The 14109-nt window shown below is 64.6% G+C and carries 16 protein-coding genes; 8 read left to right on the top strand and 8 right to left on the bottom strand.

Annotation, left to right across the window (positions count from 1 at the left end; genetic code table 11):
* Window positions 1-46 precede the first annotated feature (46 nt).
* Window positions 47-1264, top strand: a complete 1218-nt coding sequence (locus JYP46_RS16515) for a penicillin-binding protein activator (RefSeq protein WP_206544435.1) — start codon at window positions 47-49, stop codon at window positions 1262-1264.
* Between the two features lie 24 nt (window positions 1265-1288).
* On the opposite strand, the gene JYP46_RS16510 is transcribed toward JYP46_RS16515, so the two are convergent.
* The 5 genes from JYP46_RS16510 to rph form a co-directional block, all read right to left on the bottom strand.
* Complete coding sequence (locus JYP46_RS16510) at window positions 1289-1927, bottom strand: glutathione S-transferase family protein (protein ID WP_206548728.1); 639 nt, start codon at window positions 1925-1927, stop codon at window positions 1289-1291.
* Between the two features lie 128 nt (window positions 1928-2055).
* On the bottom strand, window positions 2056-3222 hold the full coding sequence (gene hemW, locus JYP46_RS16505; protein WP_206548727.1) for a radical SAM family heme chaperone HemW: 1167 nt from the start codon (window positions 3220-3222) through the stop codon (window positions 2056-2058).
* Window positions 3219-3866 carry an RdgB/HAM1 family non-canonical purine NTP pyrophosphatase gene (gene rdgB, locus JYP46_RS16500; protein ID WP_206544438.1) on the bottom strand — a complete coding sequence of 216 codons (648 nt, stop codon included), beginning with the start codon at window positions 3864-3866 and terminating at the stop codon, window positions 3219-3221. The genes hemW and rdgB overlap by 4 nt, the downstream gene beginning before the upstream one ends.
* On the bottom strand, window positions 3863-4276 hold the full coding sequence (locus JYP46_RS16495) for a VOC family protein (protein ID WP_206544439.1): 414 nt from the start codon (window positions 4274-4276) through the stop codon (window positions 3863-3865). Before JYP46_RS16495 ends, rdgB begins: the two co-directional genes overlap by 4 nt.
* A 132-nt stretch (window positions 4277-4408) precedes the next feature.
* Complete coding sequence (gene rph, locus JYP46_RS16490; RefSeq protein ID WP_113153919.1) at window positions 4409-5125, bottom strand: ribonuclease PH; 717 nt, start codon at window positions 5123-5125, stop codon at window positions 4409-4411.
* Between the two features lie 164 nt (window positions 5126-5289).
* Between rph and hrcA the strand changes: the two genes are divergently transcribed.
* From hrcA to JYP46_RS16475, 3 genes are all read left to right on the top strand, one after another.
* A complete protein-coding gene (hrcA, locus tag JYP46_RS16485; protein WP_113153920.1) occupies window positions 5290-6375 on the top strand; it encodes a heat-inducible transcriptional repressor HrcA in 1086 nt (361 codons plus the stop codon).
* Between the two features lie 121 nt (window positions 6376-6496).
* Window positions 6497-7156, top strand: coding sequence for a nucleotide exchange factor GrpE (grpE, locus tag JYP46_RS16480; protein WP_206544440.1), 660 nt, complete (start codon window positions 6497-6499; stop codon window positions 7154-7156).
* A 149-nt stretch (window positions 7157-7305) separates the two neighbouring features.
* The gene (locus JYP46_RS16475; RefSeq protein ID WP_206548726.1) at window positions 7306-7938 is read left to right on the top strand and encodes a trimeric intracellular cation channel family protein; all 633 of its coding nucleotides are present in this window, start codon (window positions 7306-7308) and stop codon (window positions 7936-7938) included.
* A 4-nt stretch (window positions 7939-7942) separates the two neighbouring features.
* On the opposite strand, the gene JYP46_RS16470 is transcribed toward JYP46_RS16475, so the two are convergent.
* The gene (locus tag JYP46_RS16470) at window positions 7943-8935 is read right to left on the bottom strand and encodes an adenosine kinase (protein ID WP_206544441.1); all 993 of its coding nucleotides are present in this window, start codon (window positions 8933-8935) and stop codon (window positions 7943-7945) included.
* A gap of 169 nt (window positions 8936-9104) precedes the next feature.
* Between JYP46_RS16470 and JYP46_RS16465 the strand changes: the two genes are divergently transcribed.
* Window positions 9105-9839, top strand: a complete 735-nt coding sequence (locus JYP46_RS16465; RefSeq protein ID WP_206548725.1) for a sulfate transporter family protein — start codon at window positions 9105-9107, stop codon at window positions 9837-9839.
* 30 nt (window positions 9840-9869) lie between these two features.
* On the opposite strand, the gene nth is transcribed toward JYP46_RS16465, so the two are convergent.
* The gene (gene nth / locus JYP46_RS16460; protein WP_113153925.1) at window positions 9870-10610 is read right to left on the bottom strand and encodes an endonuclease III; all 741 of its coding nucleotides are present in this window, start codon (window positions 10608-10610) and stop codon (window positions 9870-9872) included.
* Between the two features lie 21 nt (window positions 10611-10631).
* Here nth and JYP46_RS16455 point away from each other — a divergent pair, with 21 nt between their 5' ends.
* From JYP46_RS16455 to JYP46_RS16445, 3 genes are all read left to right on the top strand, one after another.
* On the top strand, window positions 10632-11117 hold the full coding sequence (locus JYP46_RS16455; RefSeq protein WP_206544444.1) for a DUF2244 domain-containing protein: 486 nt from the start codon (window positions 10632-10634) through the stop codon (window positions 11115-11117).
* 108 nt (window positions 11118-11225) lie between these two features.
* Window positions 11226-12119, top strand: coding sequence for a methylated-DNA--[protein]-cysteine S-methyltransferase (locus JYP46_RS16450; protein WP_206544445.1), 894 nt, complete (start codon window positions 11226-11228; stop codon window positions 12117-12119).
* A 107-nt stretch (window positions 12120-12226) separates the two neighbouring features.
* Window positions 12227-13123, top strand: coding sequence for a ribokinase (locus JYP46_RS16445; protein ID WP_206548724.1), 897 nt, complete (start codon window positions 12227-12229; stop codon window positions 13121-13123).
* Between the two features lie 41 nt (window positions 13124-13164).
* On the opposite strand, the gene JYP46_RS16440 is transcribed toward JYP46_RS16445, so the two are convergent.
* Window positions 13165-14106, bottom strand: a complete 942-nt coding sequence (locus JYP46_RS16440; RefSeq protein ID WP_206544447.1) for a nucleoside hydrolase — start codon at window positions 14104-14106, stop codon at window positions 13165-13167.
* Between the last annotated feature and the right edge of the window lie 3 nt (window positions 14107-14109).

Genomic DNA, 14109 nt, shown 5'->3' with positions numbered 1-14109 from the left:
CATGAGGGTTGCAAAGTCGCGCGCTCAATTTGGGACGGATGCGGTAATGAAGTTATGGACAATGCCCGGTCGCAGGGCCGGGTTTCTCACGGGCGCGCTTGCAGCGCTTCTGGCGCTTGGCGGCTGCATGGGCAGCGATGTGCCTTACGGCGTGCCGCAGACGAATGGCCAGAGCGGCTTCAACCAGCCCTTCGCGGACAACGCCCCGCGTCAGCCGGCCACGGGCGAGGTGATCGGCTCGGGCGATACGCGGGTGGCGCTTCTCCTGCCGCTGACGGGTGAGGGCAACGCAAGCCGCATTGCCGCCGAACTCAAGAACGCGGCCCTGCTGGCGATGGATGACAGCGGCATGCAGACGCTGGAACTTGTCGTCAAGGACACGGGCGGCACGACCGAAGGCGCGACCGCCGCCGCCACGCAGGCGCTGACGGAAGGCGCGTCTGCCGTTCTGGGGCCGCTGTTCTCGGCCAATGTTCGCGCTGCAACACCGGCGTTGCAGGCAACGCAGACGCCGATGATCGCATTCTCGTCGGACCGCGCGGCTGCTTCGCCGGGCGTCTACCTCAACTCATTCCTGCCGCAGGGCGTCGTGAACCGCACGCTCACCTATGCCGCCGGTCAGGGCGTGCGTTCCGTTGTGGCGATCCTGCCGGAAGGGGCGGCGGGCGACCTCGCCGAGGCCGAGGCGCGGCGCACCATGCAGCAAACCGGCGGTGAGCTGACGGCGGTGGCGCGCTACGCCTATGACAACATGTCCGTCTATGAAGCCGTGCAGAGTGTGGCTGATGCCGTGCGGGCCGCCGATGCGGTGTTCATTCCCGATGGCGGCAGCAGCCCGGCGACCATCGTCACCACCATGACGGAAACCGGCATCGACGTTTCCAACAAGAAGATCCTGGGAACCGGGCAGTGGACGAGCGCCAACCTCGCCGATCCTGCGCTTCAGGGCGCGTGGTTCGCCGATACGGATCAGGCGCGCGTCAACACCTACAAGCAGCGCTATCAGGCGCGCTTCGGGGCCGAGCCCTCGCTCACATCGGCGCTCGCCTATGACACGGTCGTTCTGGTGGCCAACATTGCAAAGGGCGGCGGCGGCGTTCAGCGCCATGCGCTTGAAACGCCGGTCGGCTTCAATGGCTATACCGGGCTGTTCCGCTTCAATGGCGATGGCACGACCGAGCGCGGCTATGCGGTCTACGAGGTGCGTGAGGGCCGTCCGCAGGTCATTGATGCCGCGCCAACCCGGTTCGGCGGGGCTTTCTAGATCGGTTTTTGATCGAGCGTCTGCTCAGTCTGCTGCGGCGAAATGCGCGATCTGGTCGGCATGCGCCTTCGCAAAGGCCGGGCGGGCGGTGGCGCGCGCAACATAGGCGCGGCAGGCCGGATAACCCGCCAGCCCGTCGAAACGGTCGACCAGTCGCAGCACATCGGCCATGGCGATGTCGGCGATGGAAAAGCTGTCCGCCAGCCATTCGCGCTCAGCCAGAACGCTCTCCATGTGCTTCAGGCGGGCGTTCAGGAAGTCGTTGAGGGGCTTCCAGCCGGGCGTGTCGCCGGCAAGGCCGTGAAACTGAAAGATCGTCCAGGGCAGGCTTGCCGCCTCGACCGAGTTCAGCGCTGCAAACAGCCAGGCGATGGTTTCACTGCGGCCCTTTTCATCCGTGGGCATCAGCACATCGCTCTTTTCGCCAAGATGCAGCAGGATCGCGCCGCTTTCGAAGATCGAGGTGTCGCCATCCGTCAGCCACGGCACCTGCCCGAAGGGCTGGTGCGAGAAGTGCCCGGGCTGCCGGTCGCTGAACGCTGCGCTTTCCACGCGGTAGGGCAGGCCGGCCTCTTCCAGAGCCCATCTTATCCGCAGGTCCCGCACATAGCCGCGCGGCAGCTCGGGCACCCAGTCGAACGTCGTCAGCGTCAGCTCTGCCATTGATTGTCTCCTCTTCCCAGGCCCCGAGCTATAGCGGGCCACCGGCGAGGCAACAAGGCGAGGCGGCGGCAGGCGCATTCGCTCCTGCCATATGCTGCAATCGGTTTGTGAGAACCGGGAACGCCGGCCTATTCGCGCGCCAGATCGGCCACGACCGCATCCAGTACGATCATGCCCTGCGGGGTGGCGCGCAGGCGGGTGTTGCCGATGGGCTCGACCAGTCCCTCTTCCTGCAACACGGCAATGCGGCTGTTTGAAAGCGCGCGACCGGAAAGCGCCTCGTAGCGCGGAAGGTCGATGCCCTCGACAAGGCGCAAGCCCATCAGCAGGAACTCGTCGGCTTCTTCGTCATGCGTCAGCACCTCGCCGCCGATCACGCCATGGCCCTTGGTTTCCACCCGCTCCAGCCAGGTTTCCGGCATCTTCTCGGTGAAGGTGACATGGCGGCGGCCATTCTCGATGAAACGGCCATGGGCGCCGGGGCCGACGCCGACATATTCGCCATAGCGCCAGTAAACGAGGTTGTGGCGGCTTTCCGCGCCGGGGCGGGCGTGGTTGGAAATCTCATAGGCCGGCAGGCCGTGCGCCGCCGTCACCTCCTGCGTGATCTCGTAGAGCCGCGCGGCGTGGTCGCCATCGGGCATGTCGAGCTTGCCGGCGGCATGCAGAAGCTGGAAGCGCGTGCCTTCCTCGATGGTGAGCTGGTAGAGCGACAGGTGGTCGGCGGCGTGGCCGATGGCCTGTCTGAGCTCTTCGGCCCAGGCTTCCTCGCTCTGGCCGGGACGCGCGTAGATCAGGTCGAAGGAAAGGCGCGGGAAGGTCTCGCGGGCAAGGCCGATGGCCTTCAGCGCCTCTTCCACATTGTGCAGACGGCCAAGAAACTTGAGGTCCCGGTCGTTGAGCGCCTGCACGCCGAGCGAAACCCGGTTGACGCCGGCAGCGCGGTAGCCGCGAAAACGGTCGGCTTCCACGGAGCTTGGATTGGCCTCCAGCGTCACCTCGATGCCGTCGGGAACGCTCCAGTTGGAGGCGACCGCGTCGAGCAGCGCTTCAACCGTGCGCGGCTCCATCAGCGAGGGCGTGCCCCCGCCCAGAAAGATGCTGGTGACGGTGCGCGGCCCGGTACGGGCGCGCATGGTGGCAAGCTCGCGCTCAAAGGCGGCGGCAAAGCGCTCCTGATCCACCGGCTGGTGGCGCACATGGCTGTTGAAGTCGCAATAAGGGCATTTGGCCGCGCAGAACGGCCAATGCAGATAGATGCCGAAGCCCGGCGTCCTATCGAGCGGGGTGATCACGCGGCGCCCAGCCTTGCCCGGGCGAACTTCTGGAACGCGCGGGCGCGGTGGGAGAGGGCGTGCTCGTCGCCGGGCTTCCAGCCGTGCTTCTCCTCGGCCGTCATCTCGCCGAAGGTGACTTCATAGCCCTCGGGCTGGAACACCGGATCATAGCCGAACCCGTCCGTGCCGCGCGGCGGCCAGACCAGATGGCCTTCGGCTTCACCGCGGTAATATTCGGTCTCGCCATCGGGAAAGCACAGGCAAAGCGTCGCCACGAAGCGGCCGGTGCGCTTTTCCGGCGTGTCCGCGCCAGCTTCGGCAAGCAGTTTTTGCGTCTTCTCCATCGCCATCATGAAGTCGCGACTGCCGTCATCCTTCGTCGCCCAGTCGGCGGTGTAGACGCCGGGTGCGCCGTCCAGCGCATCCACGCAGAGGCCGGAATCGTCCGACAGCGCCGGCAGGCCGGTGGCCTCGGCGGCGGCAAGCGCCTTGATGCGGGCGTTCTCTTCAAACGTCGTGCCTGTTTCTTCCGGTTCGGGCAGGCCAAGCTCGGCAGCCGAGCGCACCGTGTAGCCGAACGGGGCCAAAAGGTCTGAAAACTCGCGAAGCTTGCCCTTGTTATGGCTGGCGAGCACAAAGGTCTTGTTGTCGATCGGTCTCAAGTCAGTCCCCAGATGCGCGGTTCGGCGAATTCGAGCGAATTGCCGGAAGGATCGCGGAAATAGATCGAACGACCGCCACCCGGCCATTCGAAATCCGCCTCGATGGCGATGCCGGCCGCTTCGAGATGCGCCTTCCAGCGGGCAATCTCTTCGGCAGTTGCGGCAAAACAGAGGTGGCCCTGTCCGCGCGCGCCGTGCGGCGGCACGGGAAGCCGGGCGTCGGCTGCGGGCGGTTCGGCGGTTGCCGCCGGGTTGAACAGCAGCAGCACGGTCTGCCCGCAGCGAAAGAACACATGCCTGCCCTCGACCCTGGCAATCCGCTCCAGCCCGAGCGCCTCGCCATAGAAGCGCTCGGCTTCGGCAAGGTCACTTACATAGAGCGCGGCTTCCAGTATGGCCGGGGGTTGCATGGCTCGGTTACGACCCTTTCGGGATCAGAGCATCGGACCGAAAGTGGAAACCGGTTTTCGGTCTATTCCGATGCTCCATCTAATGTTCAGATCGTCCTTTGTGCGTCCGAATGGGACGCACGGCGATCCAGCTCAGGAGATTGCCATCTTCTGCATGTCCACGAGCTTGGTGATACCCTTGCGGGCAAGTCCCATCAAGGCTGCGAACTCGTCCTCGGAGAAGGGCTCACCTTCAGCCGTGCCCTGAATCTCCACGATGCCGCCCTTGCCGGTCATCACGAAGTTGGCGTCGGTCTCGGCAGCCGAATCCTCGGGATAGTCGAGGTCGAGAACGGGCGTTCCATTGTAGATGCCGCAGGAAATGGCGGCCACATGGTCCTTGAGGACCTTGTCGCGGCTGACCATCTGGCGTGCTTCCATCCACGAAAGGCAGTCCGAAAGGGCGATGAAACCGCCGGTGATGGCTGCCGTGCGGGTGCCGCCATCGGCCTGGATCACGTCGCAGTCGACGGTGATCTGCTTTTCGCCAAGCGCCTGCAGATCAACGACCGAGCGCAGCGAGCGGCCGATCAGACGCTGGATCTCGAGCGTGCGGCCGCCCTGCTTGCCGGAAGAGGCTTCGCGGCGCATGCGGTCGCCGGTGGAGCGCGGCAGCATGCCGTATTCCGCCGTCACCCAGCCCTGGCCGGAATTGCGCAGCCATGGCGGAACGCGCTCTTCAAGGCTGGCCGTGCACAGCACATGGGTGTCGCCGAAGCGCACCAGACACGACCCCTCAGCGTGCTTGGAAAAGCCCCGCTCGAAGCTGACGGCACGCATTTCATCGGGTTCGCGTTTGGAAGGGCGCATGGGCGGTTCTCTCCAGTGTCATTTGGTGTTGGCGGCTTGTAGCTTCGCGGGTGCGTCAACGCAAAGGAAATCCGGAAACGACTGGAAATCCAGCTGTGCGCGCACCTTCATGACTGTTGCCATCCATGGGATGCCGCTTATATTCGACATATCAGAGGCCGCGAATGACGAAACCAGTCTTGGACAGAGATTTTCACGAACACGCACTGCAATCGCTGGATTCCCGCTCCCGCGAGATTTTCCGCGTCATCGTGGAATCCTATCTGAGAGACGGCGACCCGCTGGGTTCGCGCAGCCTTTCGCGCATCCTCTCCACGCAGCTTTCGCCGGCCACCATCCGCAATGTGATGAGCGACCTGGAGCATCTGGGCCTCATTTACGCGCCGCATGTTTCTGCCGGCCGCATGCCCACGCAGCAGGGGTTACGCTTCTTCGTCGACGCCTTCATGGAAATCGGCGACCTGTCGGACAATGAGCGCCGCATCATCGAAACGCAGGTCAAGGCGTCGAGCAGCGGTCATTCGCTCGATCACATGCTGACGGAGGCGAGCCAGCTTCTGTCCGGCCTTTCGCGCGGTGCGGGACTGGTGCTCGCCACAAAGTCGGAAGCAGCGCTCAAGCACATCGAATTCGTGCAGCTTGAGCCGCGCAAGGGGCTTGCCGTGCTCGTCTCGCAGAATGGCGACGTGGAAAACCGCGTCATCGATCTGCCGGAAGGCGTCACCATCTCGCAATTGCATGAGGCGTCCAACTTCCTCAATGCGCATATTCGTGGCCGCACGCTCGCCGAAACGCGGACCGAGCTGTCGCGCCTGCAGGAAGAAACACGCGCCGCGCTCGACACGCTCTCGCAGGAGCTGGTGGAGCAGGGGCTTGCCGTGTGGGCGGGGACCGAGAGCGGCCAGCCGGCGCGGCTGATCGTGCGTGGCCGGGCAAACCTTCTGGAAAACCTGACGGCGGAGGCCGATCTGGAGCTTCTGCGCCGGCTGTTCGAAGATCTGGAGACCAAGGAAGGTCTCATCCAGCTTCTCGACATGGCCGAGGAAGGGTCGGGCGTGCGCATCTTCATCGGTTCGGAAAACCGGCTCTTCTCGCTTTCCGGCTCGTCGCTTGTGGTTGCGCCCTACCGTGATCAGGAATCGCGCGTGATCGGCGCGCTTGGCGTCATCGGCCCCACGCGGCTCAACTATGCCCGCATCGTGCCGATGGTCGACTATACGGCCCAGATCGTGGGGCGCCTTCTGCGTTAGCGGATTAAGTCACACCGGAAGCCAGTACGCGATTGCGTCAGCCCACCCCTTGATTTTGCCCGCACGAACCTCGATATCGGACGCAATATCCGAACAATTCTAGAACCATAGACGGACTGTCATGACCAATCAGGCTAAGGACAACGAAGCAACCAGACCCGGAACGGCCGAGGAGCAGGACCTGAAGGCGTCCGAAGCGCACGCCGGCGGCGAGGCGGTTTCGGAAGAAGACGTCCTGGTGCGGCTGGCCAGGGAAAACGAGGAGCTGAAGGAGCGCGCCCTTCGCCTCGCGGCCGAAATGGAAAACCTGCGCAAGCGCACCGCACGCGACGTCGCCGAAGCGCGCAGCTATTCGATCGCCGGCTTCGCCCGCGACATGCTGACGGTTTCCGACAATCTGCGCCGTGCGCTCGAAGCGGTGCCGGCGGAAGCCCGTGCGGCTGCCGAGAGCGGACTTGCCTCGCTGATGGAAGGCGTCGAGATGACGGAGCGCTCCATGCTCTCCACGCTGGAGCGCCATGGCGTTAAGCAGCTCGACCCGAAGGGCGAGCGTTTCGACCCGCATTTCCATCAGGCAATGTTCGAGGTGCCGGACCCGACAACCCCTGAAAACACCGTCGTTCAGGTGGTGCAGCAGGGCTTCGTGATCGGCGAGCGCGTTCTGCGCCCGGCCATGGTCGGCGTCGCCAAGGGCGGCCCGAAGGCCGGCGCGGTGCAGAATGGCGAGAATGCTTCGGCAGAGCCCGGTCCGCCCAATCCGCAGGCCGAACGCGACGCGTAAGGCGTGATTTGTTCATCGCCGCGGGGCATCGCGCGCCCGCGGCGACAGACCTCTCCTGCACCTCTTTCCGGGCGCAAAAATCGCTTTGTAGCGGCGCTTGCTTCCTATTCATCCGCCCTTCGGCTATCCAGAGTGCCGGGGAGGGCCAGATGGATCCTATTCAGCTTCTCGATTATGCGGGTGTTGCGGTGTTTGCCGCCACAGGCGCGCTTGCGGCCTCACGCAAGGAACTCGACCTTATCGGTTTCATGTTCCTGGCCGGTGTGACGGGCACAGGCGGCGGCACGCTGCGCGATCTCGTTCTGGGCGTTCCGGTCTTCTGGGTCGAAAACCACATCTACATCGTCGTCTGCGCCGTCGTGGCGCTGCTCGTCTTCTTTGGCGCGCCGCTGGTGGAATATCGCTATCGGCTGCTTCTGTGGCTCGATGCCGCCGGCCTTGCCGCCTATTCGGTGCTGGGCGCGGCCAAGGGGCTTGAAGCGTCCGGTTCGGCCATCGTGGCGGTGGTGACGGGCATGCTCACCGCAACATTCGGCGGCGTGTTGCGCGATGTGCTGGCGGGCGAACCGTCGGTTCTCATGCGTCCGGAAGTCTATGTCTCTGCCGCACTCGTCGGTGCCAGCGTGTTCACCGTGGCCGATCTGGCAGGTGTGCAGGGCGCTGTGGCGGCCCTGATCGCCGTCACCGCCGCTTTTCTGGTGCGCGGCGGCGCCCTCAAATTCGGCTGGACGATCCCGCGCTATCGTTCGCGGCCGGGCCGTCCGCCGGAAGAGCTAGAGTAGTGCCCTAGATCAGGCCAGCCTGTTCGGCCTCGTAGCGCAGGTCTTTCTGCGGGCGCGGGCCATACTGCTGGATGACCAGACCGGCGGCGAATGAGCCCAGCCGGCCGCAATCGGCGAGGCTGCGCCCGTTCGTGTAGCCGTAGAGAAAGCCTGCCGCATAGAGATCGCCTGCGCCGGTGGTGTCCACCAGCTCGTCGATGGCAATGGCGTCGACCGGGATCGTCTCATCCCTGGTGACGATGATCGAGCCCTTCTCGGAGCGGGTCACGATCGCCATGCTTGTGTCTCTGCGGATTTCTTCCAGTGCACTGTCGAAGGACGCGGTCTGGTAAAGCGACAGAAGCTCGTGCTCATTGGCGAAAACGATGTTCACGCGGCCTGAACGCATCAGTTCCAGAAACTCGTCGCGGTAGCGGTCGACGCAGAACGGGTCGGACAGCGACATGGCCACTTCACGGCCTGCGGCATGGGCCGCGTCGGCGGTCATGCGGATCGCTTCCTTGGCGCGCGGCGGGTCCCACAGATAGCCCTCGAAATAGGTGACCTTGGAACCGCTGGCCTTTTTCTCTTCCACGTCTTCCGGGCCAAGCTCCACGCAGGCGCCCAGATAGGTGTTCATGGAACGCTCGCCATCCGGGGTGACGAAGATCATGGAGCGGGCTGTCGGCGGATGCCCGTCGAGCGGCTTGGTGTCAAAGGCGACGCCCAGCGCGCGAATGTCGTGCGCGAAGATCTTGCCGAGTGCATCGTCGGAGACCTTGCCGAAATAGGCAGCCTTGCCGCCGAAGCCCGCAATGCCGGCCGCCGTGTTGCCGGCGCTGCCGCCGGAAGCCTCGATGGCCTGTCCCATGCGGTCATAGAGCAGGGTGGCGCGGTCGACATCTATGAGGTTCATCGCGCCGCGGATGATGTTGTTGTCTTCCAGAAACGCTTCGTCGCAACGGGCGATAATGTCGACAATGGCGTTGCCGATGCACAGCACGTCATATTCGCTCAAGTTCAGATCTCCAGATATGCAAGGGAAGCGTTGTTGGCTCAAATCTCCGGGCGGTTTAGCGGTTTGACCGGGATTTGCAAGCCATCGGTGCGAACCGTGCGCCTTGCACCGGCCTTGAGCGCACCCTATCTCGAAGCGGCAGACACACCGTGAAAGGCCCTTTACCCGTATGATCCTTGATGCGGCGCGCGCCGCCATAAGCCGTCTTTTCTCCCGTGAGTTCCGCAGCGTGTTCTTCAAGACGCTCGGTCTGACGCTTCTCGTGCTTGTCGGCGTGTGGCTCGGCACAAAGGAACTGTTCGAGTATTTCGCGCTGCCGTGGTTCGATGCGTTCTTCCCGGATATGCCTTCATGGCTGGGCTGGCTGAGCTTCGTCGCGGCGATTGCGGCGGGGCTTGGACTTGCGGCCGGGCTTGCGCTTCTCATCGCGCCGGTGACCGCCGTGATCGCCGGTCTCTTCCTCGACGATGTGGCCGAGGTGGTGGAGAAGGAAGACTATCCGCAGGACCCGCCCGGCAAGGCGCTGCCGCTTGGCGCGGCCATAGCCACATCCATCAAGTTTTTCGGCGTCGTCATTCTCGGCAACATCATCGCGCTCCTGCTGCTTCTGGTGCCGGGCGTGAACATTCTCGCCTTCTTCCTCGTCAACGGCTATCTGCTGGGGCGTGAATTCTTCGAATTCGCCGCCATGCGCTTCCGCAGCGAGGCGGATGCAAAGGCGCTGCGCCGCCGCCATGCGGGCACCATCTTCCTTGCTGGTCTGGTGATCGCGGGCTTCCTGGCCGTGCCGATCCTCAACCTGCTGACGCCGCTGTTTGCGGCCGCCATGATGGTGCACCTGCACAAGCTGATTTCGCAGGAAGACGCGGCAAGAACCGCGCGCGGGGTGGAGTTGCGCGGCTAGAGCGCTTCCGCTTCTTCTGGAATTGCTGGATCAGGCCTGCGGAGCCAGCTCCACCAGCGGGGCGGGGATTTCGTTCGTCTTCTCCGCCGACTTGCAGATATCGGCGATCACGCAGGCCACGCAGTCGGGTTTGCGCGCCTTGCAGACATAGCGCCCGTGCAGGATCAGCCAGTGATGGGCGTGGCGCATGAACTCCGCCGGAATGATCTTCACCAGCGTGTCCTCGATCTGCTCGGGCGTTTTGCCCGGCGCAAGCCCGATCCGGTTGCCGATGCGCAGAATATGCGTGTCGACGGCCATGGTGGGCTGTCCGAACGACATGTTGAGCACCACATTGGCCGTCTTGCGCCCGACGCCCGGCAGGGTGACCAGCGCCTCGCGATTGTCGGGCACCTGTGACCCGTGATCGCGGATCAGCGCCTCGCTCAGCGCGATGACGTTCTTCGCCTTGTTGCGCCACAGGCCGATGGTGCGGATGTATTCGCCCACCTGCTCCTCGCCGAGCGCCAGCATTTTCTCCGGCGTGTCGGCCACCTTGAAGAGATCGCGCGTCGCCTTGTTCACGCCGGCGTCGGTTGCCTGTGCCGACAGGACCACCGCCACCAGAAGCGTGAAGGCGTTGACATGCTCCAGCTCGCCCTTCGGCTCCGGGCGCTGCACCGAGAAACGGCGGAAGATCTCGTGGATCTCCTCTGGCGTGTAAACGGTCCTGCGGCGACGGGTGCGGCCTGGTTTGCGGGGTGCTGCAATTTTCTTCTTGGGCTTTTCCATGTGCCTTCTATAATCGGGATCATGGCTGAAACAAACACCGCAGACGCACCTGTTTTTCAGGCGTTGCTCACGCCTTATCGCTCGCTGAGCGGGCGCGGGTTTGCCGTTCTTATGGGCCTTCTCCTGCTTGTGTGGCTGACCATCGGCGCGGTCTTCCTGCGGATCGGCGCATGGCCGGTGTTCGGCTTTTTCGGGCTCGACATTCTGGCCATCTATGTGGCGTTTCGGGTGAACTACCGCGCCGCGCGGGTGCGCGAGGAAGTGCGCCTGTCGCGCACCAGTCTCGACATTCGCAAAGTGCCGCCCTCCGGCAAGGCGGAGGAGCATCATTTCAACCCGTTCTGGACGCGGTTCCGCATCGACCGTCACGACGAGATCGGTATCACCGACATGGCGGTGGAAATGCGTGGCGAGCGGGTCGAACTGGGCAGCTTTCTGAACCCCGACGACCGTGAAAGCTTCGCCACCGCATTCGGGCAGGCGCTGGCCACCGCCAAGGGGCGCTGAGCTTTGCAGGAAACGGGTGGTGCGGATGCGCTGAAACCGTCATTGTCGGCTTCGATAGAGATTTGACGAGGTGCGGCGCGACAGCGGCCGGCGCCGGGAATGGACGCCATGAACATGCAGACCGCGCTTTTGCAACGCGATGTGACCCCGGAGGGCAGCGATTACGAGATCGTGCGCCGGGTCATCGAAAAGATCAGCCTCGATTATCGCGACCAGCCCTCGCTGGAGGAAATCGCGCAGGAGGTGGGCGACACGCCGACCGGCCTGCAAAAACTCTTCACGCGATGGGCGGGGCTTTCGCCCAAGGCGTTCCTGCAGGCGGTGACGCTGGATCACGCGCGGCGGCTTCTCGATTCCGGCATGCCGCTGCTTGATGCAGCCCTTGAACTGGGCATGTCGGGGCCGGGCCGTCTGCACGATCTGTTCGTGACCCATGAGGCGATTTCACCCGGCGAATACAAGGCGCGCGGGGCAGGGCTCACCATGCGCTACGGGTTTCACATTTCGCCCTTCGGTCAGGCCCTGATCATGGTCACGGAACGCGGCCTTGCGGGCCTTGCCTTCTGCGATGCGGGCGAGGAGCGTGCGGCGTTCGAGGACATGGCCTCGCGCTGGCCCAATGCCGATTATGTGGAAGACATGGCCGCCACCGCGCCCTATGCGGCGCGCGTGTTCGAGCCGTCGCGCTGGCGTGCCGACGAGCCGCTGCGCGTGGTGCTGATCGGAACCGATTTTCAGGTGCGGGTCTGGGACGCGCTTCTCAAGATTCCGATGGGGCGCGCCTGCGCCTATTCCGACATTGCCGGCACCATCGGCAAGCCCAGCGCCTCGCGTGCGGTTGGTGCTGCGGTGGGCGCCAACCCGGTTTCCTTCGTGGTGCCGTGCCATCGCGCCGTCGGCAAGTCGGGTGCGCTCACGGGCTATCACTGGGGCCTCACGCGCAAGCGCGCCATCCTTGGCTGGGAAGCGGGGCAGCTTTCGCAGGACAGCCAGCCGGCCTGACCCCGCAAAGACGTCTCTTGAGTGCGCATCGGAACAACCGAAAAACCGGATTCCACTTTTCGGCCCGATGCTCTACTTTCCGGCGCGAATAAGCGCGGGAGACAGTCTTGATCGTCATTATCGGTTCCATCAACCTCGACCTGATCGCCACGGTGCATCGGCTGCCGAAGCCCGGCGAAACGGTGCCCGGCGACACATTCGTCACTGCGCCGGGCGGCAAGGGAGCGAACCAGGCGCTGGCCGCACGGCGGGCCGGCGCGCGCACCCGCATCGTCGGTGCGGTGGGCAATGATCCGTTCGCCGGCGAGGCGCTGGAGCTTCTGGAGACGGCGGGCGTCGATCTCTCCGCCGTGCACCGGGCCGAAAGCGCCACCGGCACGGCCCATATCCTCGTTGACCGGGAAGGCGAAAACACCATCGCCGTGGTGCCGGGCGCCAATGCCGATGTTCTGCCCGGCCATGTGGCGCAGGCCGCACTGGCCGCCGGTGACCATGTGCTTCTGCAACTTGAAATCCCGATCAAGACCGTTGCGGCCTCCATCGAGGAAGCGCGCAGGGCCGAGGCCATTTCGGTGCTCAACACCGCGCCCTACCGGCCCGAGGCGGCGTTGCTGCTTGCCGATGCGGATTACGTGGTCGCCAATGAGACCGAGTTCGACCTCTACGCCGATGCGCTGGGACTTGAAGGCGCAGACCGGCGCGCGCGCATGGAAGCGTTCGTGGCAAAGACCGGCCGCACCGTCATCGTGACGCTGGGCGGCGAGGGGGCATGGGCGGCAACGCCGGACGGTTTCGTCACCTGCCCGTCGATGAAGATCACGCCGGTCGACACGGTCGGTGCGGGCGACACGTTCTGCGGCTATCTGGCGGCAGGGCTGGCCGAGGGGCTGAAACTGGAAGCCGCACTGCGTCAGGCAGCGGCGGCAGGCGCGCTTGCCTGCCTGAAACCCGGTGCGCAGCCTGCCATTCCGCTGCGCAAGGATGTGGACGCGGCGCTCGCCTGAGCGTTCAGCAGTCAGGTGTTTTCACCTGACTGCAACCCGACCTAAAGCCGCGCAAGCCGCTCCGTCAGGAGCGTGAAGAAGCCGTCATCGTCGATGTCGCGCATCACGAGCGCGTTTTCCGGGCGGTCCGTCACCCGCCACCAGTCGATCACCGTCATGCCCATGGTCAGCTCGGAGCCGGTCTCCACGGTGACATTGCAGCTGCGCCCCGTGAAGAGTTCGGGCTTCAGAAGATAGGCGATGACGCAGGGGTCGTGCAGCGGCCCGCCATCGGTGCCGTATTTCTCTTCATCGAAGCGCTCGAAGAATTCCAGAAGCTCGGCGCATGCCGCGCCGACCTTCGTGTCGAGCGCGCGAATGGCCGCGATGCGGGCGCGCGTGGTCAGCGCCTTGTGGGTCACGTCGAGCGGCATCATCACGACCGGCACGCCCGAGCGCAGCACCACATCGGCCGCATGCGGGTCCACATAGATGTTGAATTCCGCCGTGGGGGTGACATTGCCGCCCTCGAAGAACCCGCCGCCCATCAGCACGATCTCGCGGATGCGCGTGGCGATCCGCGGTTCACGGTTCAGCGCCAGCGCGATGTTGGTGAGGGGGCCAAGCGGGCAGAGCGTGATCTCGCCTTCGCCATGGGCCATCAGCGTGTCGATGATGAAATCGACCGCATGGCCATCCTGAAGCGGCATTTCGGGTTCCGGCAGATCGGGACCGTCAAGGCCGGTGCGGCCATGCACATGCTCCGCTGTCACCAGATCGCGCACCAGCGGGCGGATCGCGCCGGCGAAAACCTTCGTCCCGGGCTTTCCGGCCAGTTCGCAGATCTTGCGCGCGTTCTTCTCCGTCAGCGCCAGCGGCACATTGCCGGCCACGGCGGTGATGCCCAGCACGTCCAGCTCGGGGCTGGCCAGCGCCAGTAACAGGGCAAGAGCGTCGTCCTGACCGGGATCCGTGTCGATAATAATCTTGCGCGCCGCCGTCATGCA

The sequence above is a fragment of the Nitratireductor aquimarinus genome, from assembly GCF_017255295.1.
GTDB lineage: Bacteria > Pseudomonadota > Alphaproteobacteria > Rhizobiales > Rhizobiaceae > Nitratireductor > Nitratireductor aquimarinus.
The sequence above is the reverse complement of the archived record's forward strand: the minus strand, read 5'-3'. Positions and strand labels throughout refer to the sequence as shown.

Excerpts from the sequence above, each read along its gene's own strand:
- nth (WP_113153925.1), bottom strand. The coding sequence starts at position 10,610 with ATGGAAAAGCCCAAGAAGAAAATTGCAGCACCCCGCAAACCAGGCCGC.
- JYP46_RS16440 (WP_206544447.1), bottom strand. The coding sequence starts at position 14,106 with ATGACGGCGGCGCGCAAGATTATTATCGACACGGATCCCGGTCAGGAC.
- JYP46_RS16510 (WP_206548728.1), bottom strand. The coding sequence starts at position 1,927 with ATGGCAGAGCTGACGCTGACGACGTTCGACTGGGTGCCCGAGCTGCCG.
- JYP46_RS16475 (WP_206548726.1), top strand. The coding sequence starts at position 7,306 with ATGGATCCTATTCAGCTTCTCGATTATGCGGGTGTTGCGGTGTTTGCC.
- rph (WP_113153919.1), bottom strand. The coding sequence starts at position 5,125 with ATGCGCCCTTCCAAACGCGAACCCGATGAAATGCGTGCCGTCAGCTTC.
- JYP46_RS16455 (WP_206544444.1), top strand. The coding sequence starts at position 10,632 with ATGGCTGAAACAAACACCGCAGACGCACCTGTTTTTCAGGCGTTGCTC.
- JYP46_RS16450 (WP_206544445.1), top strand. The coding sequence starts at position 11,226 with ATGAACATGCAGACCGCGCTTTTGCAACGCGATGTGACCCCGGAGGGC.
- JYP46_RS16465 (WP_206548725.1), top strand. The coding sequence starts at position 9,105 with ATGATCCTTGATGCGGCGCGCGCCGCCATAAGCCGTCTTTTCTCCCGT.
- JYP46_RS16515 (WP_206544435.1), top strand. The coding sequence starts at position 47 with ATGAAGTTATGGACAATGCCCGGTCGCAGGGCCGGGTTTCTCACGGGC.
- hrcA (WP_113153920.1), top strand. The coding sequence starts at position 5,290 with ATGACGAAACCAGTCTTGGACAGAGATTTTCACGAACACGCACTGCAA.
- JYP46_RS16495 (WP_206544439.1), bottom strand. The coding sequence starts at position 4,276 with ATGCAACCCCCGGCCATACTGGAAGCCGCGCTCTATGTAAGTGACCTT.
- grpE (WP_206544440.1), top strand. The coding sequence starts at position 6,497 with ATGACCAATCAGGCTAAGGACAACGAAGCAACCAGACCCGGAACGGCC.